The organism is Synechocystis sp. CACIAM 05, from assembly GCF_010222815.1.
GTDB lineage: Bacteria > Cyanobacteriota > Cyanobacteriia > Cyanobacteriales > Microcystaceae > Synechocystis.
Genome location: NZ_CP019225.1, coordinates 1497861 through 1520354 on the forward strand (window position 1 = coordinate 1497861; position 22494 = coordinate 1520354).

General features: G+C 47.2%; 24 protein-coding genes and 2 pseudogenes. 14 read left to right on the forward strand and 12 right to left on the reverse strand.

Translation table 11 applies throughout. The features are described 5' to 3' along the window. Positions 1 to 87 precede the first annotated feature (87 nt). Positions 88 to 549 carry a hypothetical protein gene (locus tag BWK47_RS07150; RefSeq protein ID WP_162328126.1) on the forward strand — a complete coding sequence of 154 codons (462 nt, stop codon included), beginning with the start codon at positions 88 to 90 and terminating at the stop codon, positions 547 to 549. Here BWK47_RS07150 and hpnI read toward each other — a convergent pair. Then, on the reverse strand, positions 539 to 1681 hold the full coding sequence (gene hpnI, locus BWK47_RS07155) for a bacteriohopanetetrol glucosamine biosynthesis glycosyltransferase HpnI (RefSeq protein WP_237269910.1): 1143 nt from the start codon (positions 1679 to 1681) through the stop codon (positions 539 to 541). The genes BWK47_RS07150 and hpnI overlap by 11 nt on opposite strands. A gap of 71 nt (positions 1682 to 1752) precedes the next feature. After that, positions 1753 to 2526, reverse strand: coding sequence for a pantothenate kinase (locus BWK47_RS07160; protein WP_162328128.1), 774 nt, complete (start codon positions 2524 to 2526; stop codon positions 1753 to 1755). A 79-nt stretch (positions 2527 to 2605) separates the two neighbouring features. Here BWK47_RS07160 and BWK47_RS07165 point away from each other — a divergent pair, with 79 nt between their 5' ends. The 7 genes from BWK47_RS07165 to rsmI all read left to right on the forward strand — a co-directional run bounded on the left by BWK47_RS07165 (position 2606) and on the right by rsmI (position 9023). Continuing rightward, positions 2606 to 3508: a cytochrome c oxidase subunit II gene (locus BWK47_RS07165; protein ID WP_162328129.1), complete on the forward strand. Its 903-nt coding sequence runs from the start codon at positions 2606 to 2608 to the stop codon at positions 3506 to 3508. A 213-nt stretch (positions 3509 to 3721) separates the two neighbouring features. Continuing rightward, a complete protein-coding gene (gene cruF / locus BWK47_RS07170; RefSeq protein WP_162328130.1) occupies positions 3722 to 4633 on the forward strand; it encodes a gamma-carotene 1'-hydroxylase CruF in 912 nt (303 codons plus the stop codon). A gap of 302 nt (positions 4634 to 4935) precedes the next feature. After that, positions 4936 to 5799 (forward strand): slipin family protein, encoded by an 864-nt coding sequence (locus BWK47_RS07175; RefSeq protein WP_237269912.1) that lies wholly within the window; start codon positions 4936 to 4938, stop codon positions 5797 to 5799. A gap of 55 nt (positions 5800 to 5854) precedes the next feature. Beyond that, positions 5855 to 6970, forward strand: a complete 1116-nt coding sequence (locus BWK47_RS07180; RefSeq protein ID WP_162328131.1) for a Gfo/Idh/MocA family protein — start codon at positions 5855 to 5857, stop codon at positions 6968 to 6970. A gap of 7 nt (positions 6971 to 6977) precedes the next feature. Further along, on the forward strand, positions 6978 to 7889 hold the full coding sequence (gene miaA, locus BWK47_RS07185) for a tRNA (adenosine(37)-N6)-dimethylallyltransferase MiaA (RefSeq protein ID WP_162328132.1): 912 nt from the start codon (positions 6978 to 6980) through the stop codon (positions 7887 to 7889). A gap of 73 nt (positions 7890 to 7962) precedes the next feature. Beyond that, positions 7963 to 8184 carry a hypothetical protein gene (locus tag BWK47_RS07190; RefSeq protein ID WP_237269915.1) on the forward strand — a complete coding sequence of 74 codons (222 nt, stop codon included), beginning with the start codon at positions 7963 to 7965 and terminating at the stop codon, positions 8182 to 8184. Then, on the forward strand, positions 8184 to 9023 hold the full coding sequence (gene rsmI / locus BWK47_RS07195) for a 16S rRNA (cytidine(1402)-2'-O)-methyltransferase (protein ID WP_162328134.1): 840 nt from the start codon (positions 8184 to 8186) through the stop codon (positions 9021 to 9023). The genes BWK47_RS07190 and rsmI overlap by 1 nt, the downstream gene beginning before the upstream one ends. 50 nt (positions 9024 to 9073) lie before the next feature. On the opposite strand, the gene BWK47_RS07200 is transcribed toward rsmI, so the two are convergent. The 4 genes from BWK47_RS07200 to tsaD all read right to left on the reverse strand — a co-directional run bounded on the left by BWK47_RS07200 (position 9074) and on the right by tsaD (position 12303). Further along, positions 9074 to 9472 (reverse strand): DUF4351 domain-containing protein, encoded by a 399-nt coding sequence (locus BWK47_RS07200; RefSeq protein ID WP_237269916.1) that lies wholly within the window; start codon positions 9470 to 9472, stop codon positions 9074 to 9076. Between the two features lie 109 nt (positions 9473 to 9581). Next, complete coding sequence (locus BWK47_RS07205) at positions 9582 to 10511, reverse strand: UDP-glucuronic acid decarboxylase family protein (RefSeq protein ID WP_014407106.1); 930 nt, start codon at positions 10509 to 10511, stop codon at positions 9582 to 9584. Between the two features lie 134 nt (positions 10512 to 10645). Beyond that, positions 10646 to 11203 carry a ribosome maturation factor RimM gene (rimM, locus tag BWK47_RS07210; RefSeq protein WP_162328135.1) on the reverse strand — a complete coding sequence of 186 codons (558 nt, stop codon included), beginning with the start codon at positions 11201 to 11203 and terminating at the stop codon, positions 10646 to 10648. 53 nt (positions 11204 to 11256) lie between these two features. Then, the gene (gene tsaD, locus BWK47_RS07215) at positions 11257 to 12303 is read right to left on the reverse strand and encodes a tRNA (adenosine(37)-N6)-threonylcarbamoyltransferase complex transferase subunit TsaD (protein WP_162328136.1); all 1047 of its coding nucleotides are present in this window, start codon (positions 12301 to 12303) and stop codon (positions 11257 to 11259) included. A 159-nt stretch (positions 12304 to 12462) separates the two neighbouring features. On the opposite strand from tsaD, the gene BWK47_RS07220 reads away from it, so the two are divergent. Together BWK47_RS07220 and psaJ are read left to right on the forward strand one after the other, a co-directional pair. Then, positions 12463 to 12960 (forward strand): photosystem I reaction center subunit III, encoded by a 498-nt coding sequence (locus BWK47_RS07220; RefSeq protein WP_010872733.1) that lies wholly within the window; start codon positions 12463 to 12465, stop codon positions 12958 to 12960. Positions 12961 to 13067: 107 nt separating this feature from the next. Then, a complete protein-coding gene (psaJ, locus tag BWK47_RS07225) occupies positions 13068 to 13190 on the forward strand; it encodes a photosystem I reaction center subunit IX (RefSeq protein ID WP_010872732.1) in 123 nt (40 codons plus the stop codon). A gap of 107 nt (positions 13191 to 13297) precedes the next feature. Here the strand turns inward: psaJ and BWK47_RS07230 are convergent, their stop codons facing one another. The 3 genes from BWK47_RS07230 to BWK47_RS07240 form a co-directional block, all read right to left on the reverse strand. Continuing rightward, on the reverse strand, positions 13298 to 14617 hold the full coding sequence (locus tag BWK47_RS07230) for an FAD-binding oxidoreductase (RefSeq protein ID WP_162328137.1): 1320 nt from the start codon (positions 14615 to 14617) through the stop codon (positions 13298 to 13300). Between the two features lie 26 nt (positions 14618 to 14643). After that, positions 14644 to 15555 carry a D-alanyl-D-alanine carboxypeptidase/D-alanyl-D-alanine endopeptidase gene (dacB, locus tag BWK47_RS07235; protein WP_237269919.1) on the reverse strand — a complete coding sequence of 304 codons (912 nt, stop codon included), beginning with the start codon at positions 15553 to 15555 and terminating at the stop codon, positions 14644 to 14646. A gap of 269 nt (positions 15556 to 15824) precedes the next feature. Beyond that, the gene (locus BWK47_RS07240; RefSeq protein ID WP_010872729.1) at positions 15825 to 16019 is read right to left on the reverse strand and encodes a hypothetical protein; all 195 of its coding nucleotides are present in this window, start codon (positions 16017 to 16019) and stop codon (positions 15825 to 15827) included. A gap of 236 nt (positions 16020 to 16255) precedes the next feature. Here BWK47_RS07240 and BWK47_RS07245 point away from each other — a divergent pair, with 236 nt between their 5' ends. Both BWK47_RS07245 and BWK47_RS07250 read left to right on the forward strand, forming a co-directional pair. Beyond that, positions 16256 to 16933 carry a uracil-DNA glycosylase family protein gene (locus tag BWK47_RS07245; RefSeq protein ID WP_162328139.1) on the forward strand — a complete coding sequence of 226 codons (678 nt, stop codon included), beginning with the start codon at positions 16256 to 16258 and terminating at the stop codon, positions 16931 to 16933. 53 nt (positions 16934 to 16986) lie between these two features. Beyond that, positions 16987 to 17646, forward strand: a complete 660-nt coding sequence (locus BWK47_RS07250) for an SDR family oxidoreductase (protein WP_162328140.1) — start codon at positions 16987 to 16989, stop codon at positions 17644 to 17646. 210 nt (positions 17647 to 17856) lie between these two features. On the opposite strand, the pseudogene BWK47_RS07255 reads toward BWK47_RS07250, so the two are convergent. After that, positions 17857 to 18028, reverse strand: a pseudogene (locus BWK47_RS07255) (IS1 family transposase); the annotation flags it as partial. Between the two features lie 337 nt (positions 18029 to 18365). Then, entirely contained in the window at positions 18366 to 19838 is a 1473-nt protein-coding gene (locus BWK47_RS07270; protein ID WP_162328141.1) for a phosphoglucomutase/phosphomannomutase family protein, read from the reverse strand. Positions 19839 to 20220: 382 nt separating this feature from the next. On the opposite strand from BWK47_RS07270, the gene BWK47_RS07275 reads away from it, so the two are divergent. Next, a complete protein-coding gene (locus BWK47_RS07275; protein ID WP_162328142.1) occupies positions 20221 to 20499 on the forward strand; it encodes a hypothetical protein in 279 nt (92 codons plus the stop codon). Positions 20500 to 20564: 65 nt separating this feature from the next. Here BWK47_RS07275 and BWK47_RS07280 read toward each other — a convergent pair. Beyond that, positions 20565 to 21138 (reverse strand): annotated as a pseudogene (locus BWK47_RS07280) (transposase); the annotation flags it as partial. Positions 21139 to 21916: 778 nt separating this feature from the next. Here BWK47_RS07280 and hoxE point away from each other — a divergent pair. Then, positions 21917 to 22438 (forward strand): bidirectional hydrogenase complex protein HoxE, encoded by a 522-nt coding sequence (hoxE, locus tag BWK47_RS07285; protein ID WP_162328143.1) that lies wholly within the window; start codon positions 21917 to 21919, stop codon positions 22436 to 22438. Positions 22439 to 22494: the final 56 nt, after the last annotated feature.

Sequence of the window (22494 nt, forward strand, 5' to 3'; positions counted from 1 at the left end):
TCAGTGATTATGATAGAGTCCGGCTAAACAAAAAAAGTAAACTGCAGCTCTGACCAGACCTCTATTTTTTTAGACAGTCGTGCATCTATGGGTTCCCCAGAATTTTCTCCTAATGTTACCTCTCTAACAACTAAACCCCCTAAACGCTCCCGCCATCGCAAAAGACCCAAACGTCGCCCCATCCATTGCCCTATCCACGGTTGTTACCTAGATAGCGTCAGTCAAAAACATGGACTCTACGCTGACCAAATTGCCCAACTGCGGAGCCGGGGCTACACCCACAAAAAAGCGAGTCTTGTCCTTGGCGATCGCCCCACCGTCAGTCTTACCGGGGAATGGCTAGAAGAATTTTGGTGTCCGGAATGCCAAAGCAAGCAATGGTACTACGTTCGCAAACAGGACAGTATTTACATGGTTACCCCTGCTCCCCGTAGTTTGTGGGAAACCGCCACCGGGGTCATTGATCCCAAGGGAAATCCCTCCGTTAGCCAATATACAAAGACTAATGCCAATCAACACCGACTTAAATCATCCCGCTTTAACTTTTAGGAATAGGGGAAACCGGTATCATTTTGCCCCCCTTAGTAAGACGATAGGTTATGCCCCGCCACTGGACTTGTCGTTGGGAAAAGGATAGGGCCCAAAAAACCAAGCCAAAGCAGTCCCGCAACGGCAACAACGGTAAATAGCGGATAGTTTCCCCATCTTTTAGTTCCCTGGCAACTATGGCCGCCGTCCCATAACGGGTAGCTAGGGTTATGAACAGAATTAGCCAAGCCCAAGGTTCAGACCAATGACAAAAGGTAAACAAAAAGGCGAAGGGCACTGCCCGAATAATGATGGTGGCTAAAAAAGGCAAGGGGCGAGCCAGGTAAGTATTTTGATCCCAATAAAGTTGATGGCTCCACCAATTAGTCCAACTATCCAAATTCACCCCGGCGTCAATGACATAGGGCAGTAAAACCATCTTTAACCCCCCCGTCCAAACCCGCTGCCCCAGTTCAAAATCCTCCACTAAGTAGTCCGCTAAACTTTCTAGGCCGCCAATTTCCGTTAAAGTCGATCGCCGAATGGCAATGGAAGGACCTAAACAAGCTTTGGATGCTCCAGTTACCTCCGCAAACAGAACACTAGGCATGAAGTCAGCATTGATGCTCAGCAATTCTAAACCTTCGTACCATGTTTGGGCTTGGGTCAACTTGAAAGGGGTGGTGACACAGCCCACCAGGCAATCGCCCAAGGGACTGACTATGGTGGCCAAGTAATCGGGGCGCAGATTGGTGTCACTGTCGCTAATCACCAAAATGTCGTATTTAGCATGTTTTAATCCCCCTAGGAGATTATTAACCTTACCGTTGGCTCCCTGTTCGATTTGATGCACCGCCACAATAATTTTTTCTGGGCCAAACTCCGCTTGAAGCTTTTTGACTATAGGCAACGCCGTATCTTGGGGATCTTGCACACAGTAGATTACTTCATAGGCGGGATAATTCTGCTGGGCAATGGTGCGTAAGTTGGCTTCTAGGTTTTTTTCCAAGCCCCGCACTGGCTTCAGCACTGACACCCCTGGTTGGAAATCTTGCTTGGGTAGAGACCTTGTCAGAAAAAGGCTAGTGGTAAACACGGTCAGCAAGTTATATACAATGCCCCCGGATATGGGCAATAAACATAACCAGGACATAATTTCCCCCCATTGGCCAAGATTCACCCCGATTTAACCTCCCGTAGCTATAACAATGCCGACCCCTAACCCTAACAGATGGGGCGATCGCCGTGGTGTATGGCCGCCATACCGAGGAAGATCAAATTGTCATCCCAGGCCACCGAAAGATTAGGAGAATGCTCTTTTAGGAAGCCATGTAATATCTTGCCGTCTCCCCCGGTGATAATCATGGCGGCACCAGGAAAAAGCTTTTGCCAATCCTGAAGATAACTCTGCAATGCCCCCAACATGCCATAGACAACACCGCTAAAAATAGCGCTGGGGGTATCCAGAGCCCAACGGTCAGGCAACCGGGACAACTGACCTACTTCTAGCTTTGGTAGGGCCGCCAGGCGATCGCCTAGGGTTGCTAACTGCAATCCCAAACCGGGCAAGATCGCTCCCCCCACCAGTTTTTTATCTTGGTCAAACCCTGTAATGGTCAAAGCAGTGCCTCCATCAACCACTAGACAGGGAAAGCCGTAGGTCAGCCCCGCTCCCCACCCAGCCAGGGCCCGGTCAATGCCAAAGCTGGGGTAAAGATTGACCAGGGGAAGATTCTTCAGGGTCAAAATTTTAGGCTGATATACTCGCCAAACTTCGGTTTGTTCCGGTACCACCGATGCCAACATCAGAGGAACTTTCCCCAACAAAACCGGCAACTGAGCTGACTTGGGGTTGTAATCTGTAACCCAGGTTTGCAGGGGAGCATTGCCGCTACAATATGCCCAGTGCAGACGGGAGTTGCCTATCATTAGGCCTAACCAAGGTTTTTGCTTGTCATTATCCAGGGCTAAACCACAACCCGGCTTTGATGTTTCCACAGCAACCAAATTTCTGCCTTTGGCAGACTAAGCTAATCTAGCTTCCCCATTAGACCACGGCTAACCAGAGTGATTAACTATGAGTCGCAAAAATCTCATCCTATTGGCGGTTTACATTGTTTTTACCGTGGGAGCTAGTCTGTGGTTGGGACAGCGAGCTTACCAATGGCTACCCCCTGCCGCCGCCCAGGAGGCACAACCTGTGGGGGATTTGTTTAGTTTTTTGGTCAGCCTTGGTAGCGTGGTCTTTTTGGGAGTGGCGGGGGCCATGGCATACTCGGTTATTTTCCATCGATTCAGCCTGCAGAATCCCCAGGGGGCACCGATCCGGGGTAATGCCCGTTTGGAAATTTTTTGGACAGTGGTGCCGATTATTTTGGTGACCTGGATTGCTTGGTATAGCTATGCCATTTACCAACGCATGAATGTGCTTGGCCCCTTACCCGTGGTGGAAGTGCCTCAATTACTGAGGGAAAAGGCGATCGCCGCCGATGCTCCAGCGGAACTGGCCATGACCCAAGGAAGCAATATTAACCCCGAAAGGATTGGCGTAGAAGTTAAACAATGGCTGTGGACTTTCACCTATCCCAATGGGGGGGTAACTAGCCATGAATTGCATTTGCCCCTCGATCGCCGGGTAACATTGAATATGACCTCCAAAGATGTGCTCCATGGGTTTTACGTGCCTAATTTCCGCATTAAACAGGACATTGTGCCCAACCGAGAAATTGAATTTAGTTTTACGCCCAATCGTTTGGGGGAATATAAGCTCCACGACTCTCAATTTAGCGGCACCTACTTTGCCGTCATGACAGCTCCCGTGGTGGTGCAATCTTTGTCCGACTACCAAGCTTGGCTGGAAAGTCAAAAATCCCTTACCCCAGGGGAATTGCCGAATCCGGCCCTGGATGAGTTTAAACAAACCCCCACAACACCTCTGAAAAGCGGCTGGCCCACCGTGGCACCTGGAACTCGCCAATAGAGCTTAGGGGAAGTTGGGGAGGCCCCTCGATTCCTCAAAATTTAAGGTGAATTTAAGTTAAAGTCCCTCAACCTTGGGGAATTTAGAGGATAAATCCAGACTGTTTAAACATCCTTTCCAGTGGCCCACCATCAATTAACCCACCGCTCCTGGTAAAGATTTGTAAACTATAATGACTTAGAATTTGAATGTAGTTTTAGCGGTAGAGACTGAATGGAAAAACTAATGCGGATTGAGCGGCTATTGCTGATTGGCCATATCGGCTCCATGGCTTTTGGCTTGGCGGGGTTATTACTAGTATTACCCCACCCGGAATTCATCGCCCATTTGCCTCCCATTGGCCAAGTCGCTTTTCAATGGTCTATGGCTGGTGGTGGCGTGGCCTACATGCTGCTGGGCTTTGCCGCTGTGGCTGTTTATGCATTCCGCACCCTGGGGCTTTTGCCTACCCTCGGATTTTTGATTCCCGCCCTGGGCATTTCCGTTTCTGCTGAATTATTGGGGACCAGCACTGGTTTTCCCTTTGGTTACTACCGCTATCTATCGGGATTGGGCTACAAAATCGCCGGTTTAGTCCCCTTTACCATTCCCCTTTCCTGGTTTTACCTAGGATTTTGCTCCTATCTTTTGGTCAGAGCCGGTTTACGTCATAGCAATTTACCCCGCCTAGGGCAAGAATTGACGGCGATCGCCGTGGGGGCGACTTTGTTGATGTCCTGGGACTTCGTGTTAGACCCCGCCATGAGCCAAACCACTATGCCCTTTTGGGTTTGGGATGTACCCGGTGGGTTTTTCGGTATGCCCTACCAAAACTTTGCTGGCTGGTTCTGTACTGGAGCTGTATTCATGGTCATTGCCACCCTGATTTGGCGGCTGAAAAAAGTTGAAATCCCTGAAACTGACTACAGTTTGCCCTTGGCTATGTATCTGGGCAACTTCGGCTTTGCCACGGTGATGAGCATTGGCGCTAATATTTATCCCCCCATTTTCTTGGGATTGCTGTTGGGGGTTGCCCCCGCATTGTATTTCTACCGTCGAGCTGGAGAAGATTCCCGTTCCACCGCCGTTTCTCGTTTAAAGTCTGTCATTGAGCAGGACAAAGCTGATTTGGCGGCCATTAAATAATTAAATAAACGATTGTAATTTTTTTGCTGGCGGGTATGACTTTCCATTTTTAAATGCCAAGTTTGAGTAGATCATTGCAAAGGGGCGTTGTAGGATGGAATGTCAGCAACCGTCACCTGTCGCCATAGGTACTTTACCTCGGGGACTTACATTCAGACAGGGTATTGCGGGGTAAGTCTCCAAACATCGTGGGTTGTTAACCTACTCCATAAAAAATACCCAGGCGAAGCTGGCGATCAAGTGTAAAAGACTCAACTCAACGCAGACCTGCAATAGGGGGGATACCGGCAAGATTTTCAGTCTTGGCTCAACCTTTGTTCCGTCGTAGTTGGGGATTGTCCTTACCTTTGCCTGGGGCTAAAACGATCATTTCCATGGCACGACAAGCTCGCTATCAAAACCTTTTAGGGCTCAATCCGAGAACGGAATCCCGCAGTCTAATTTGGTGTCGTCGTTTCTCCGTTCGTCCTAATTGCCTTGGGCTTTTGTATAGAAAAAATTGCTTTGAAAAAACTTTAGAACCGGGTATTTACTCCTTTTGGGATTTTCGCTCAGAATTGGAACTTTTCTTGATTCCCCGTTCTGACCAGTTCTTTATCGTTACAAATCAAGAAGTTCTAACCAAAGATAATATTGCCCTACGTTTTTCTTACATTGTCAACTATAGAATTACAGACGGTCCAAAATTGTTGACCTATGTTGATCCTGCCCAAATGGGATACATCGAAGGGTTAGCAAGTATGATTCAAACTCTGATCCATCCTCCAACCCAAATCTATTGGCGTAGTGCTATTAGCGGAATTAACAGTCTTGAGCTTAATGAGCAATGGGAAGCTTTTATACCTAGTATTCCCTATGAATTGCAGGAATCGGCCCAAAAATTTGGGGTTACGATTGAGGCAATGAAATTGAGAGATATTACCTTTCCCAAAAATATCCAAACCCTTTTCGCACTTCAGTTAGAAGCCAAAATTAGAGGTCAAACGGATTTGGAAAATGCCCGCACAGCAGTTGCCACCGCCAGGGCGTTAAAAAATGCTTCCCAATTAATAGGGGATGATCAAAATATTAGGTTCCTACAGTATCTGGAAACCTTGATTAAAATTGCATCTTCTGGGAATCATACTTTCGTTGTTGGTTCAGAAAAAATAACATCAGATAGTTGAAATTAAGAAAATTGAAATACGTTTCCCTGTTCTCGGTAAACTTTAACCATTGCCCATGACTAACTTTCCTAACCTAACCGTCGCCGTCCTGGGTACCGGCTTTGGCCAGGCTGTCCATTTACCGGCTCTGCAATACCATGCCCAAACCGAGGCGATCGCCATTTACCATCGGGATTTGGCCAAGGGCAGGGAAGTGGCTAAATCCCAGGGTTTGCTCCAGAGCTACGATAGTTTGTCGGAGTTACTGGCCAATGGAGATATTCAAGCTGTAACCGTGGCCAGTCCGCCCTTTCTTCACTTTGAGATGGCTAGGCAAGCAATTTTAGCGGGCAAGCATGTGTTGTTGGAAAAACCCATGACTCTGCGGGTGGAGGAAACCATTGAGTTATATCATTTGGCCCAGCAACGGGGCGTGACGGTGATGCCGGATTTTGAGTTTCGTTTTGTACCCGCCTGGCAATACGTGGCGGAACTTTTAGCCCAGGGCATGGTGGGATCGCTGAGGCTAGTGAAAGTCGATTGGCTGGTGGGTAGTCGGGCCAATGCTGACCGGGCTTGGAACTGGTATGCCCAACGGGAAAAAGGTGGCGGCGCTCTGGGGGCTTTAGCTTCTCACACGTTTGATTATTTACACTGGTTCTTTGGCCCGGCTCAGAGTTTAGCAGCTAATTTAAGTGTGGCGATCGCCGAACGGCCCGATCCCCTGGACAATAATCGTTTGAAGCCAGTGACGGCGGAAGATACGGCGCTAATCAGTTTAACTTTGGCCAATGAGGTTCCCTGTCAAATAAATATTACCTCTGTAGCCCATGGTGGCCGGGGCCATTGGTTGGAGATTTATGGTGAAAAGGGGAGTTTAGTACTAGGCAGTGACAATCTTAAAGATTACATCCATGGCTTTAGAATTTTCCACCATCCTGTGGGGCAACCCATGCAGGAATTGACGGTGCCGACCCGTTTAGATTTCCCCAAAGTATTTGCCGATGGCCGCCTTGCCCCCGTTGTCCGGGTAGTAGATGAGTGGGTGCAAAGTATTAACCAAAAAAGAACCCCCACACCATCTTTGCGCCATGGGGTTTACTCCCAACTATTAATGGATTTGACCAAGCAAGCCCATCAAGAAAAGCACTGGGTGGCTGTGCCGAATCTCGATCGCCTTTTGGCCCAGTAGTGTACCCATGGCCAAAGTTCCGCCCCTGATTGTTATTTGTGGCACCACCGCCAGTGGGAAATCCCAACTAGCCCTTGATCTAGCCCAGAGGTTAAACGCAGTTATTTTGGGGGCCGATTCCAGGCAAATTTATAAAGAATTGGACATTGGCACCGCTAAACCCAGCCTTGGTGATCGCCAAACGGTACCCCATTATCTGATTGACATTTGTGAACCAACGGAAAACTTCACCCTAGCGGAATACCAACGGCAAGCCCAGGAGTTGATTGCGTCATTAAACCAACCGATTCTGCTGGTAGGCGGCACTGGTTTATACATCCAGGCTATCGTCAAGGGGTTAAAAATTCCTGCTGTTCCACCCCAGACCAATTTACGTGAACAGTTAGCTAACCTCGGCCAACCCTTTTGTTATCAACTTTTAAGTCAAGTGGACCTCGTAGCCCAAAGCAAAATTGAACCCGCTGACGTGGTGCGGACCCTGCGGGCTTTGGAAGTTTTCTATGCCACTGGGCGACCCATTTCCAGCCTACAAGGGGAAAATCCCCCCAGTTATCCCATTGTGCAAATCGGTTTAGGTCTGGAACCGGAGCAACTCCAACCGAGAATTGTTCAGCGTACCCATGCCATGGTTGAGGCGGGGTTAGTGAAGGAAGTTGAGGGTTTAATCAATCAGTATGGGGAAGACCTACCCTTGCTCCATACCCTTGGTTACGCTGAGATTAAACAATATCTCCAAGGTCAAATATCGTTAACTCAAGCGGCGGAGTCCATCATTGTCCACACCAGGCAATTTGCCAAACGTCAGCGCACTTGGTTTCGCAAAGATTCGGCAATCCACTGGTTTGATGCTAACCAGCCAAACCTATTAGATTCGGTGACAAAGTTAGTACAAGTTGACGTAAACGAAGGAATGTTTTAAGTATTGCGAGGGAAAATAGTTTCTACAATGGCATTATTGCTAGTTTTCTTTCAAGACTTTGACTCCTATGGCCATGGATAAGGATACGAAATTTGCCCTCTTGGTAATGGGAATCCCCCTGCTAGGGGTGCTCTATTGCGCCTTCATTTTGGCGGTGATGCTTTCCTCGGAAACCGCCAGACAACATCCCATTATTACCGGCACTATTTTTGTCCTAGCTCCTTCCCTCATTTCCGGCACCGTCTGGTTACGGGCTTCCTTTAAGGCCAGAAAACAGGAAAACTTGGGGCTTTAATGGGCATTCTTTATCTGGTGGCCACTCCCATTGGCAATTTGGGCGATATGACTCCCCGGGCAGTGGAAACATTGCAAACGGTGGATCTGATTGCGGCGGAAGATACCAGACATACGGGGAAATTACTACAACATTTCCAAATCACTACGCCCCAAATTAGTTACCACGACCATAATCGCCATGGCCGCACCCAGGAGTTATTGGCCAAATTACAAGCAGGGCAAAATATTGCTTTGGTGAGTGATGCGGGCACTCCCGGTATTTCCGATCCAGGACAGGAGTTGGTGGCGGCCTGTGGAGAAGCAAATATTGAAGTGATACCTATTCCTGGGGCAACGGCTTTAATTGTGGCTTTAATTAGTTCTGGTTTAGCCACTGACCGCTTTGTGTTTGAAGGTTTTCTCCCTACGAAAAATCAGCCTCGACAGCAATTGTTGCAAGCTCTAGCCCAGGAACAGCGAACGATTATTCTTTATGAAGCACCCCACCGTTTATTGGCCACATTGACTGATTTACAGACCTTTTTGGGTCAAGAACGCAGCTTAACCGTAGCTAGAGAATTAACTAAATACCATGAGCAATTTTGGCGGGGCACTCTCCAAACGGCGATCGCCTACTTTACGGAAAATACACCGAAAGGAGAATTTTGCTTAGTCATTGCCGGGGCTACACCGGAGGACAGGTCCAGCTTCTCTGAAGAAAATCTACGGGACGAATTGAGAAGTTTAATGGCTAAAGGGTTAACTCGCTCCCAGGCTAGTCGGCAATTGGCAGAAGAAACTAAACTGCCCCGTCGGCAACTTTATCAACTCAGTTTGGAATTGGAAGCCGATGGTTGAAACCTGATTCTTTGGGAACATTCATGGCAACATCCACCTCTGGAAATTCACTAAATTTTTCGCTCAGGTGTTCCAGATTGGGCCGCTAGCCATTGTTCTAATTCTGCGAAATCAGAGCAGTCCAACAGCACTTCTCCCAACTGTTCCAATTGAGGCACTGTGAGAATGTCAATCCTCGACAAATTAACTGCATTCAACTCTCCAAAACGATGTCTAATTTGTTTGAGTAGCAGAGATTTTTGTCCACGTTCGATGCCCTGTTCAATGCCCTCAAGCATCCAACTGGTTGTTAACTGCATAACGTCCTCCTGTTCCAGGGGGGAAAATTCAGCGATAGCTTCTTTAAAAATTGTCTCTTCCGCTTGGTTAAGGGTGAGATAGGTGTCCACAAAGCCAGAGATTAATTGCATTCTAGCCGGATCTAGCTTGAGGGTTACCAATAGTCGCAAACATTCAGCCTTAACTTTGACGCGGTCGGGGGGAGCAATCTGAACTTTTGCTAAAGGAACTCTGCAAAAAAAATTGTCAAAAGTTCCTTAAAGAGGCGGTCGTGATTAATCATCCTTCGTGGCGAGATTTGAAATCTTCGATAGTCATTGCCAAACCTTGATCTAGGGGAATGGTCGGTTGCCAGTCTAAATAAGTTTTCGCCAACGTAATATCCGGTTGCCGCTGTTTGGGATCATCCTCCGGTAAGGGTTGATAAATTAACTCTGCATCGGGGTTAATGGCATTCTGGATTTTTTCTGCCAGTTGCAATATGGTATATTCCCCCGGATTACCCAAATTAACCGGCCCGACGTAATCCCCATTCATGAGGCGCATTAGGCCTTCCACTAAGTCGGATACGTAACAAAAACTGCGGGTTTGGGAGCCGTCGCCAAACACAGTGAGGGGTTTACCCTGTAGCGCCTGCACAATAAAGTTACTCACCACCCGACCATCGTTTTCCAACATACGTGGTCCATAGGTATTGAATATCCGCGCTACCCTGATATCAACCTTGTGCTCTCGGTAATACTCAAAAGCCAGGGTTTCCGCTACCCGTTTTCCTTCGTCGTAACAGGCTCTTGGACCAATTGTATTAACATTGCCCCGGTAGCTTTCCGGTTGGGGATGAACATCGGGATCGCCATACACTTCCGAGGTGGATGCTAACAAAAACCTTGCTCCGACCCGCTTAGCCAAACCCAACATGTATAAAGTGCCCATCACATTAGTTTTGATGGTTTTGACGGGATTGAACTGATAATGGACGGGGGAAGCGGGGCAGGCTAAATGGTAAACCTGGTCGACTTCCAAGCGAATGGGCTCGGTAACGTCATGGCGGATGAGCTCAAAATTGGGATTATCTAACCATTGGACGATGTTGCGTTTGGTGCCGGTGTAAAAGTTATCGAGGCATAGAACCTCGTGGCCCTGGGCCATCAAGCGATCAATAAGATGGGAACCGATAAATCCTGCTCCCCCGGTAACCAAAATCCGCATTGTTTCCCCGCTTTGTTCAAATGGCATCAGTTTAGCATTTGGCAAATGGCTGGGCATCAGTGCAATTCACTTTGTTTACCCCTGAGAAAATAAAGTACGGTTGCCAGTTAACTGGTATGAAGGAACACAGCCGATCAACCCAGTAGCCCTGGAATAGTTTTAATTTCCAGCCGTTGCTCCGCTAGTTCTACCGTGGGCACAATGGCTTCAACAAAGGGGACGAGCACTTCTTTGTCTGGACTTTTATCCAAAGTTATCCCCAATAGGTCATTGCCAGCACTGTAAAAATCCGTCACTATCCCTAGGCGATCGCCATTGTCATGGTCGTAAACAATCAACCCCAGTAAATCAGTGACGTGGAATTCCCCCGGCTCCAACGGTAGGCGATCGGTGGCGGGGACTAATAGTTGGTAATTGACTAAAGCTTCCGCTTGATTACGGTCGGTAATTTCAGTAAAACGCAGAATATAAAGGTTTTTGCCAGGAATTTGTTTGCCCTTTTTTAGCGTTAGGGGTTGGGGCGTTTCCTGGGGGGTTTTTCTAATCCACCGTTGACCCTTAGTCAAAAATCTAGCTGGGAAGTCTGATGCTGAAAGAACCCGCACTTCCCCCTGAATACCCTGAGCCGCAACAATGGTACCGATTTCCAGCCAATTTTCTGTTTTCTGTTGTTCTGTCATGGGTTCTGCCATATTTTTTCAATCAATTTGCCCCACTAATTTTTCAGCTTTTCAGTAAAGTCAAGTTAATTGCGCTCATACAACTGGCTGACTTGTTCCACCGAGAGGCGAGACTGGACACCTAAAGTTAAAGGGGAACGATCGCCGTTTTGGAAATGGTCAGCGGCGGCACAGGCAATCATAGCGGCATTGTCGGTGCAAAACTTTAGGGGCGGAAAAAAGACTTGCAATTGATGTTCTTGGGCGGCGGTTTGGAGATGATAGCGTAAACGACTATTGGCGGCCACCCCTCCCCCGACGGTAATGGTGGTTAAGCCATGGTCTAGGGCACACTGAATGGTCTTTTTGGTCAAAGAACGGGCCACCGTATCTTGGAAACTGGCCGCTAAATCATCCACAGGCAAGGGAGCTGAACTCTGTTTAAGTTCCTGAGTGAGGCGTAACATAGCCGTTTTTAAACCACTAAAGCTGGAATCGTAGGGATGATATCCTCCCTGGGGCAAGGAAATTTTTCCTTCTGGTAATTTAAACGTCCCTGGATCGCCCTGTTTAGCCGCCCGGTCAATGGCAGGGCCCCCTGGGTAACCTAAATCCAGCAAACGAGCTACCTTATCAAAGGCTTCCCCGGCCGCATCGTCCCTGGTGGTGCCCAATTGTCGGTAATCCCCACAACCTTTAACGTGGATCAAACTGGTGTGGCCACCGGAAACTAGCAAACACAAAAATGGTGGTTGCAAATCCGGTTGACTCAGATAGCTGGCGTAGATATGACCTTCCAGATGATGCACCCCTAAAAAAGGTTTTTGATGCACCATGGCTAGGGTTTTAGCCGCCGTCACCCCCACCATCAACGCCCCCGCTAACCCAGGAGCCACCGTCACGGCGATCGCCTCAATTTCTGGCCAACCCAAACCACTTGCTTGCAAAGCTTGGTCGAGACAGGTATTAATTAAAAGTAAATGCTGGCGAGAGGCCACTTCCGGTACTACCCCGCCGAAAATTTGATGGGTTTGTATTTGGGAAGAAACCACATTACTGCAAACGTTACGATTATTTACAATTGCCACCGCAGTTTCATCACAACTTGTTTCAATTGCTAAAATGATTGCCATTCTCTGCTAGTTTGAGTTTGATCCAAAAGACGACGGTTTATTAGCCCAGTCTTTCCTATTATCGGCTAACGATCCCCGGATCACGGTAACAGGTTGCGAATCTTGCTTATTTATTTAGCCGCCTTTTTAGTCTTTTGTTTAACCAAGGAAACGATTCTTATGAAACATTTGTTGGCGTTGCTCCTAGCCTTTACACTCTGGTTTAATTTCGCTCCCTCAGCTTCGGCGGACGATTTTGCCAATTTGACCCCCTGTAGCGAAAACCCCGCTTACTTGGCCAAGTCTAAAAACTTCCTCAATACCACCAACGATCCCAACTCCGGTAAAATTCGGGCGGAACGTTACGCCTCTGCCCTGTGTGGTCCAGAAGGCTATCCCCACCTGATTGTGGACGGTCGTTTCACCCACGCTGGTGACTTTTTGATTCCTAGCATTTTGTTCCTGTACATTGCTGGTTGGATCGGCTGGGTTGGTCGTTCTTACCTGATTGAAATTCGGGAAAGCAAAAATCCTGAAATGCAGGAAGTGGTTATTAATGTCCCCCTAGCGATCAAAAAAATGTTGGGTGGTTTCCTTTGGCCCTTGGCCGCCGTTGGCGAATACACCTCTGGCAAACTGGTGATGAAGGATTCAGAAATCCCCACCTCCCCCCGCTAATTAGTTGGGCATTGACTGGGAACTATTGATGTTATTGCTTAATATCTAACTCCCTTCAATTTCGACATTATTTTTGTTTACCTTTGTCAATTTTGGAGACTCAATTTATGGACGGTTTGAAATCCTTTTTGTCAACTGCTCCGGTCATGATCATGGCTTTGTTGACTTTCACCGCTGGTATTTTGATCGAGTTTAATCGTTTTTATCCCGATCTTCTTTTCCACCCCTAGTTTTGTTTGGTGAATAAATTCTTCTCACTATTTTTTGGTGAGATAAAAGATTGGTTAGGATTTGTAATTGAGATCCTAGCCAGTTTTTTTGGGTAAAAATAACTGGATTAATCGGTTAATTTACCTGGGTTGAGCAAATTAAGGGGATCTACCTGGCGTTTAAAAATTAATTGGGATTCTGGCAGAGGTTGTACCGACCCTCCGGCTAAACTATAGGTGTGGGGATTGGCGATTCTGGCCCCTAGATTTTGGTGGGCGGCCATGATTTCTTCCAGGCGATCGCCGTTAGTGAATTTGACCAAAGGAAAACCAGCTAGGCACATTTGCCCTTGGATGCGCATTATTTCAATGTGGAACATAATCTCGTCCTTAAATAGTTTTTCCAGGGCGAGAATTTGCTCTACATCTCGATAGAAAAATACCTGGAGATAGGTCAAGCTGGGGTCCACGGCCCTAGCCAACAGGGTGGTGTGGTTCCAATTAAATTCAATCAAATTAATTTTTTTTCCTGGGCTTTGGGGATTTTGTTCAAAAATAATTTCCCCTTTATTTGCCTTGGCTAATTGCGTAAAAGCTAACCAATCCAACTCAGAAACAATTACCATCACCCAGTGGGCTCCGGGTTGATAATAACTTTTTAAACTACTGAAATATTGTGGAATCGGATCGGCTTGAATGGAAATTTCCTTACTAATAATGCCGTCTTGATGGGCCAAATTTTGGGCAAAGGCGATCGCCATGGGTAATTCCGGAAAACTAACGATGGCTTCCCGCCAAGGTAGGGCTGGAGTGAGGGGCAAAGTAATTTCAGTAATAATGCCGTTGGTGCCATAGCCATGGATAACTGGTTGGGCCGCCTCGCCGGACAGAATCAGTCGTTGGGGTTCCGCTTCCATGGTCAACACCGTGAGGCTCTGGACGTTGCCGGAATCAAATAAAGTGCCGTAGTTCAGGGCCCCCATGCCAGTACTGCCACCGCTGACAAAACCCCCTACCGTTGCTGTTTGATAGGTGGAAGGTAACAGGCGCAATTCCCAGCCTATTTGCCTCGCTTGTTGTTCCAGCTTGCCTAACTTTACCCCCGGTTCCACCACTGCCTTGCCGGGTTCCAGGCTAATAATTCTTTGCATGGGGGACAGGTCCAAAACAATGCCCCCCTCAAGGGGAACACATTGGCCGTAATTACCGGTGCCAGCTCCCCGCACTGTGAGGGGAATTTGCTTGGCCACACAACAACGGATAACGGCGATCGCCTCTGGTTCTGATCCGGCTAGGACGACTAAATCTGCCTGTTTACCCTCTAACTGCGCCATCAAAATGGGGCTGAAATGGGCGTAATCGGTGGATAGCTTTTTTCTTTGTTGGGGATCTTGGATCACTTCCAAGCCCTGGGTAGTTAATGAAGCCGCAATGGCTGACCAATCCATTTTTATAATTCCTTGCTAAGTCTGGATTAGTCGCAGGCACCCATGTTATTGATTTGCACCACCAACTGGTCAATGGCCCGCACCAGGTTATCCCCAGAGCGACTCCAATCGTTGGCCAAAATGCTAAAAACAACGGTGCCGTGGGCAGGAGTGTTGGCATAACCAGACAGGGCCCTTACCCCCCGCAGGGTGCCAGTTTTTGCAAAGACGTTATTTTGAGCCGTGGTAGCTTTCATCCGTCGGGCTAGGGTGCCATCTTGACCGGCGATCGGCATGGAAGAAACGAATAAACTACTATTGCTGGTGCGGTACATGGCTTGGAGGGTGTCCACTAGGGAACGAGGCGTAGCCGCATTATTACGAGACAAACCAGAACCATCCGCCACCCGGAAACCTTGGGGATTAACGCCCAACTCGGCCACCGCTGCTTTAACGGCCCCGGGGCCTCCCACCGTATTCAGTAAAACCTCTGCGTTGTTATTGTTGGAACTCTTATTAACAGTCATCACCCAGTTGCGGATGGGCTGGGAACGCACTGTGGCATTGGAACCCAACCGTTGTAGAGCCGCCGCTGTGGTAAAAATTTTGGCGTTGGAGGCGGGAATAAAAAATTTATTTTCGTTGTGGCTATACAGTACCTGGCGATCGTCTAATCTTTCCACCAATACCCCCCAATTGGGCATGGCCTTAGCCCCCACAATTCGTTGCACAATGGGTTGGAAAGTTGCTGGACAGGCCCCCTGGTAAATGGGAGAACCAATGTTGCCAAATCCCCCGGTGGGCATTTCCACTTCGATGGGAACCGACTGCCTACCCTGAAAATAGTCAACGCTGGCAAAGGTTTCGGGCTGATTTGCTAAAGCTGGAGTGGTACTTAGCAAGGCGGTACTGGTGGCCAATACACCGACTTTTAACCAGGGGGAACACTTCTTACTCATGGGCTTCCAATAAAGTTCAGAACCGCGAACCATGGGGGAGCAAATTCCGTCAGCTTCAACACAGTGTTTAACTAACGGCGATCACCCTTCCCATCTCTAGGTTTGGGCTTTTTGTGACGCACCATTTTTGATGCAGCAAAGTCAGGATTATACCACTATTGCCGACAACCATTGGCAAGCCACCAGGGAAACCACTGTTCAGGACGGGGGTAAATTTCCTTGGGCTGGCCCTATCGGGGGAAATATCAGAAGTAATGTCGGTGAACTTCCTAGCAGCGCTGACGGGAGATAATTTTTTCTACCATGGCCTGGCTTTCATGCACGAGGCTATGACATGGCCCTGGGGTTTGGGTTAGGGTGGGGACCAGGTTACGGGCTTGGAGCGTCATGTGCAGTTGCAGTTCCGCCACGTAATCACTGATGGCTTCTTGGGGCTGGGAAACGTCTACCTGGGTAGCTGACACTGTCCTTTTTCCTCCTTGAGCAATACTGTTGACTGAAAAATAATCGGCAAGTGCTGAATTGAGGGACTTGTGGCCCCTATAAAAACTACCATGGCATTAACGGAGACGCACACTTCTGCAACAGTCTTTAACATTTATCTGTCTGTGACCCTAGGATATTTTTCCTTGGGCGAGGCCATGGATCTCCTAGTTTTTCCTACCAATTTTTTTGCCAATCAGTTATCTCAGTTTTTTCCATGTCAGAGCTTCAAACCCTGATCCGCACTATTCGCCAAGAAGCAGAACGGGAACCATTTCCCCTAGACTCTCCCATTTATGAGCAGGCCGGCAAAGATGCCCTAGATCCAATTTTATTTGGGGGTAACCTCGGTAGTCAGCTCTGTTTTTTTGGCAGGGATTTGGGGGCGGATGAGGTGCGCCAAGGACAACCCTTAATCGGAGCGGCAGGGCGGCTAGTGAGGAAGGGTTTTTTCGAAGCTTGGCAGGGGCGTCTCCCCAGGGGGCAAGACGATCTGCAAACTGTTTGCCAAAGGATTTTACTCACCAATACAGTGCCCTACAAACCCCCGGAGAATAAGGCCTATTCCGTCAAAGTGAAAGAGCGGTTTCGTCCTTTTGTGGAGCAGTTATTGGTGTTCCATTGGCGAGGCAAACAAATTATTACCCTGGGAACGGAAGCTTTTAAATGGTTTGCTCCCTACGCTCCCAAAGGACAGTTGGATGAATTCTTCCAAGGTGGTGATCGCTATGAACGTTCCTTAGACGTGTTGATTAAAGCGACCACAGCGGCGGGCAAAAGTAGTCAAAAAATTGTTAAATTAATGCCTTTACCCCATCCTTCACCGTTGAATAAGCGTTACTACGGGCAGTTTCCGACAATGTTGCAACGACGCTTAACGGAAATTGCTTTCTAGTTCCAGACTTAAAATATTTATCACCTTTACTTCAAAATTAATTGAATTTAACCATGAAAGTTTTAGTTATCGGCGCCACCGGAGAAACAGGCAAACGAGTTGTCAATACCTTAACCGATCGCCAAATTGCAGTGCGGGCTTTGGTGCGGAACTACGACAGTGCTAAGGCGGTGTTACCCCCAGGAACAGAGATTATGGTAGGAGACCTGCTGGAACCAGAAACCATCAAGGCGGCGATCGTCGGTTGCACAGTGGTGATTAATGCGGCCGGGGCCAGACCCAGTGCGGACTTAACCGGGCCTTTCAAAGTGGATTATCTAGGCACTCGCAACCTGGTGGATGTGGCCAAAGCCAATGGCATTGAACAATTAGTGTTGGTGTCTTCCCTTTGTGTGTCTAACCTCTTCCATCCCCTCAATCTGTTTGGCTTAATTCTGGTCTGGAAACAATGGGGCGAAAATTATCTGCGTCAGAGTGGTGTCCCCTACACCATTGTGCGGCCAGGGGGCTTGAAAAATGAGGACAATGATAACGCCATCGTCATGGCCGGGGCAGATACGTTATTTGATGGTAGTATTCCCCGGCAAAAAGTAGCAGAAGCTTGTGTGGAATCTCTCTTTAGCCCCAGTGCTAAAAATAAAATTGTTGAAATTGTCAGTAAACCGGATATTCCCGTGCAGTCCTTTGACGAATTATTTGCGATGGTGAGGTAATCACAATTTTCAAAATTCTCCCTTGCTGTCCCCAAGTCAACGTCTATCGACTGAGGCTGGGGTTGATCAGTTTGATAAAAATAGAAATCTGAATGAATTATTTCAACAAAAAGGGAGCCAAACTATTATCAGCTTTCAGGCAATTTTCAAAGGAACAAAGATCAATCAGGCAAAAAATAGCTAAGAGTTTCAATAAAGTAATGAGAGGTGCTAGTTGCGTAGTAGTTCTATGCTACCATTGAGCTCGGTTTGGCAAATATTGCCACGGTGATATCAACCATGTGGAATGACTTGGAGACAACTTGCGTGCGGCGATGACATCTGGCAAACCAATGGCGATTATCCGAGTTGTTTCTCTCTATAAAACAGTGGAAATTTTGGAACAACTAAATACTTTGTCGGGAGAAGATGTACTGCCGGATTTTCTGCTTTCCTTAACTCCCATCTCGCCTTAACTGCATTGCAGAGCAATATTTTCAACTTAACCATTGCTTAATGGAGAGAACCGTGCTAAGCTTCCAACCCTATGCAGTACGCCATCCCCAAAACCTACTCTGAACTAGATGCCCTGCGCCGTTTCCCCGCTAACGAGGAATTGGTGGCGGTGGCGATCGCCGGGGTTATCAACTGGGCCCGGGCCAATGACCAATCTTTGGATGACGTGGTTCAGGAAATTCTGGCGGAGGATGGTTTATTGGATTACGTCCAAAGGGACCGCCTCAGTGAGATGATTGTGCAGGCTTGGCAGGCGTTACCCCATTTGCCCAATCCTTTGCCCAGTGGAGCACCGTCTGTACCCGGGAACTGGTGGGAGCCTCGCAGTAAAGCCGCAGTAAAGGTTCCGTCCCACTAAAGCGAATTAGCAACCAACCGCCACCGGCCATACGGAATTTGTAGCCGTCGGTGGTCAATAGATCTGTCACTTGTTCTCCGGCGATCGCCGTTAGGGGATTTTCATTTAGGGTTTGTACCAACGCAGTGCGGACATCCATGCTGGCCAAGGGTAAATCAATGCGGTCATACTCACTGACAAAGCCGACTTTTTCCTGGAGTCGACCATACTGTTCACTAATATCCTGTTGGGACTGTACCACTGTTTCCAACACATATAGGGCGGATAACAACGCATCCCGTTCAGGAATGTGACCCCCATAGCCAATGCCACCGGATTCTTCCCCACCAATCAAGACTGGACTGGTTAACATTCGATCAGCAATATACTTATAACCGATCGCCGTTTCCGTGAGGGGAATGCCGTAAAGCTCTGCCAACTTGGGAATCAGGTCAGAGCCACTAACGGTTTTAACAATTTCTCCCTGGAGGCCTTTTTGGGTAGCTAAGTGGTAAATCAAAATGGGAATTAAACCCTGGGAACTGAGAAAATTACCCTGGCCGTCCACTGCGGCAATGCGATCGGCATCGCCATCAAAAATCAAACCCACCCGTAACTCTGGCCCACCAGCTTTGGCCGCCGTTTGCAGCGCTGCTAATAATTTAGGAACGTATTTGGGCAAAGGTTCAGGGGAAGCACCGCCAAACAAGGGATCTCGATCGCCGTTAATTTCATCAATGGGACAACCTAGTAACCGCTCCAAGCCACTGGCGGCTGCGCCATGCATCACATCGGCAAATACCCGGAGTTTTCCCTGTTGAACTGCTTCTCGAATGGGTTGAACATTTACTTTTGCCTGCAAGCCTTGGCAGTAACTAGGCCAGGGATCAAAATAGTGCAAACTACCTCCCGCTTGGGGCTGGGGTAAGGAATTTTGCAATTGGGCTTCTATTTTTTCTGTAACGTCACTGCCCACGGAACCACCGAACGCTCCTTTAACTTTTAAACCCAAATAATTGGCGGGATTATGGCTGGCCGTTAACACCAATGCGCCCAGGGCATTTTCGTGATGGGCCGCCCAACTAAAGGCCGGGGTAGGAGCATAACTTTCACTCAACCAGACTTCAAAACCCAATTCCTGGACTGTCTGGGCCACCAATAGGGCAAATTGTTCCGCCATAAAACGGCGATCGTATCCCACAATTAAGCGATGTTCCCGACCACTACTACCAAATTCTGCCGCCAACACCTGGGCCGCCGCCGCCGCCACCAACGCCACCCGCTCAAAGGTAAATTCTGCGGCAATTACCCCCCGCCAACCATCGGTACCAAATTTAATCGGAGCAGGAGTGTAAACCATGACAGACCTAGTTTTTGTGGATTAGTGGATTGTTGGTGGAGCAGTCAACCGTGGTTATTTTACCCCAAGCTCTGCGTGTGCTCAGAATTACATAATTTAGGTTTCAGACTATTATTGCCAATTTGCAAATAATAATTCCCGTTCATTAAATTTTAAAAAAATTTGTCCATTTTAAAAATTTAGTCTAGTCTTAGGGTAGTGAGGATTAAATATAAAATTTCGGTCACAGGCAACAATTAATACCCAAGTATGCCAATATTTATCCTAGCAAAGAGTAAAATAAAATAAACAAAAAATAACCCCAATGTGGCTCATCTTTAAAACATGCCAGTTCTATTTCATTAGGGACATATGTTATTAGTGTGGTTTTAGCGAAGAGAGAGTGAAAGACCAGAAAACAAATTTGAAACCAAAAAATAAAATCGATATTTTTCCGTCTATAGAATCTTTGCCCACAGTTGTTCTTTTTTCTTTGTTTGGTCTTGTCTTCTTTCTTGCAACGAATCTACGACAATCATCTGAAAATATACAGAATGGACAAGAAAATATCAAATCCGAGAAAATGTACCAAGATTACTTAGAGGAAGAAAGAAGACTACATGAAGGTACTTTAGCAATGCAACGGTTAGAATCCCAAATGGAACTAAGAGCTAGTTTCTGAAGTAAAAATTAAAAAGTAATACGAGAAGGCATTATACGGATGAGGGCACCATAAATCATTGCTTAACTTATTTCGGTATAAAGTTCGTAATCCTTGCTTAATCGCCGATAGCGATTTAACCAGCCAAAAGTACGCTCTATCACCCAACGCTCGGCTAAAAGTTCAAATTCCTTAGATGAACGCTTAACGACCTCAATTACGATATGCCGTTTACGTCCTTTAATTTTCTTGCCACCATCAAAGTCATATACCTCCCCCTTTTTTCCGTTGTTTTAACGGATTGGGAGTCCACCATTGCCACAGTAGAGTTGGGAGATCTTCCTATCTTTTTTCTCACCTCTTTACGTAATTCATCATGAATTTGTTGCCAAATTCCCTTCCTTTGCCACTTATGAAAATATTTATATACTGTCTGATGGGGGGGAAATCATGGGGGAGCGTCTCCCATTGACATCCTGTGCGCTGTAAATAAAAGATGGTATTGATAATTTATTTCTCGTAGGTCTAACTCTCTAGGATGCCCAAATCCTTTTGGTGCTGGGCTGGTGACTTGGGCTCAATTACCTTCCACTCCTCATCACTCGTGTCACTAGCATATGGCCTGCCCTGAGCATTCAATACCTTCGGCGAACTACTCATCGACAATACTCAATTTTTATCCTCCCACCATAAAAAATAAATTTCTCCTATCCTCTTTTCTTTATATTTTCCCTAGAAATCACTTCTAAACAACACCCAGAACCTAGTAACTAGTTCGACTTACCCTCCTTTCTTTGAGCATGACCGGAGCTGCAAATACCTAATACAAGGTCAGTGCCTATCTCCCATGGCTAGCAATTGGGGTTGCGACTATTTTCGGTTTGGGTGTTGTCCGTCATCTGAGCGATGAACTGAGAAACAAACGAGACAGATTTAGAAAGAAACAGCTCGGTTTTACCTCTCTTGTTAAACTAGGGTTTTCGGACGGAAGTGGCTGTTTTTATCTGCCAGTGAAGCCCTTCGGCTCCATGTATTCAATGTACAAAATCTCACCAACAATGGCAAGCAATATTTAACTTTATTCACTAAAGGGAAGTAATCGATATTAATTTAGTTACGAAATATTAACAAAATCTAGTGCAATTTATTTGAACTATTTTTGTTGCTTAAAACAACTTTTTCGTTGTCTAAATTATCCTGATTAAGTAATCGACATTGAAGAAAGCTAAAGATTTGCTCACTTTTTAAAAGTTGATGTAACAATGAAGGCAACCAACTAGAGATTCCATTCGTTATTGTGGGCAAGATTGTGGAGGCACACAAATTCTTTCCCGACTAAGGGTGAAAATCAGGCTAACTTTCGCAATCAAATTTACCTGGTTTAGGCTCTCCCAATCATCTTTTATCTGCTGTATTGCTCCTTTTTGAGGATTTTTCCATGACCGTTGCCACCGATCGCCAAACTGTGCCCCCATCTGCGGCCCATCCTAGTGGAGACAAGCGTTTTAAGGTGTTAGACGCCACCATGAAGCGCAACCAATTTAATCAGGATGCCCTCATTGAAATCCTGCATAAAGCCCAGGAAATTTTTGGCTACCTGGAAGAGGATGTTCTGCTCTACGTAGCCCGGGGGCTTAAATTACCCCTCAGCCGGGTGTTTGGAGTGGCGACTTTTTACCATCTTTTTTCCCTTAAACCCAGTGGGAAACATACCTGTGTGGTCTGCTTGGGAACGGCTTGCTACGTTAAAGGAGCGGGGGATTTGCTGAAAACCCTAGATCAGGAAGTCCATCTGAAACCGGGGGAAACGACAGAGGATGGACAAATGTCCTTGGTGACGGCCCGTTGCATTGGAGCCTGTGGCATTGCCCCAGCCGTGGTCTATGACGGCAAAGTGTTGGGCAAGCAGACTGACGAAGCGGTGTTGGCGGCGATACAACCCTGGTTAAGTAACAGTTAACGGATATCAAGTATCAGGTGATTGCTTGATTTTTTCTAGTTGATTTTTTGATTTGT

Coding starts and splice junctions, on each gene's coding strand:
- BWK47_RS07150 (WP_162328126.1), top strand. CDS start 88: ATGGGTTCCCCAGAATTTTCTCCTAATGTTACCTCTCTAACAACTAAA.
- hpnI (WP_237269910.1), bottom strand. CDS start 1,681: ATGTCCTGGTTATGTTTATTGCCCATATCCGGGGGCATTGTATATAAC.
- BWK47_RS07165 (WP_162328129.1), top strand. CDS start 2,606: ATGAGTCGCAAAAATCTCATCCTATTGGCGGTTTACATTGTTTTTACC.
- cruF (WP_162328130.1), top strand. CDS start 3,722: ATGGAAAAACTAATGCGGATTGAGCGGCTATTGCTGATTGGCCATATC.
- BWK47_RS07180 (WP_162328131.1), top strand. CDS start 5,855: ATGACTAACTTTCCTAACCTAACCGTCGCCGTCCTGGGTACCGGCTTT.
- miaA (WP_162328132.1), top strand. CDS start 6,978: ATGGCCAAAGTTCCGCCCCTGATTGTTATTTGTGGCACCACCGCCAGT.
- BWK47_RS07190 (WP_237269915.1), top strand. CDS start 7,963: ATGGATAAGGATACGAAATTTGCCCTCTTGGTAATGGGAATCCCCCTG.
- rsmI (WP_162328134.1), top strand. CDS start 8,184: ATGGGCATTCTTTATCTGGTGGCCACTCCCATTGGCAATTTGGGCGAT.
- BWK47_RS07205 (WP_014407106.1), bottom strand. CDS start 10,511: ATGCGGATTTTGGTTACCGGGGGAGCAGGATTTATCGGTTCCCATCTT.
- rimM (WP_162328135.1), bottom strand. CDS start 11,203: ATGGCAGAACCCATGACAGAACAACAGAAAACAGAAAATTGGCTGGAA.
- tsaD (WP_162328136.1), bottom strand. CDS start 12,303: ATGGCAATCATTTTAGCAATTGAAACAAGTTGTGATGAAACTGCGGTG.
- BWK47_RS07220 (WP_010872733.1), top strand. CDS start 12,463: ATGAAACATTTGTTGGCGTTGCTCCTAGCCTTTACACTCTGGTTTAAT.
- psaJ (WP_010872732.1), top strand. CDS start 13,068: ATGGACGGTTTGAAATCCTTTTTGTCAACTGCTCCGGTCATGATCATG.
- BWK47_RS07230 (WP_162328137.1), bottom strand. CDS start 14,617: ATGGATTGGTCAGCCATTGCGGCTTCATTAACTACCCAGGGCTTGGAA.
- dacB (WP_237269919.1), bottom strand. CDS start 15,555: ATGAGTAAGAAGTGTTCCCCCTGGTTAAAAGTCGGTGTATTGGCCACC.
- BWK47_RS07245 (WP_162328139.1), top strand. CDS start 16,256: ATGTCAGAGCTTCAAACCCTGATCCGCACTATTCGCCAAGAAGCAGAA.
- BWK47_RS07250 (WP_162328140.1), top strand. CDS start 16,987: ATGAAAGTTTTAGTTATCGGCGCCACCGGAGAAACAGGCAAACGAGTT.
- BWK47_RS07270 (WP_162328141.1), bottom strand. CDS start 19,838: ATGGTTTACACTCCTGCTCCGATTAAATTTGGTACCGATGGTTGGCGG.
- hoxE (WP_162328143.1), top strand. CDS start 21,917: ATGACCGTTGCCACCGATCGCCAAACTGTGCCCCCATCTGCGGCCCAT.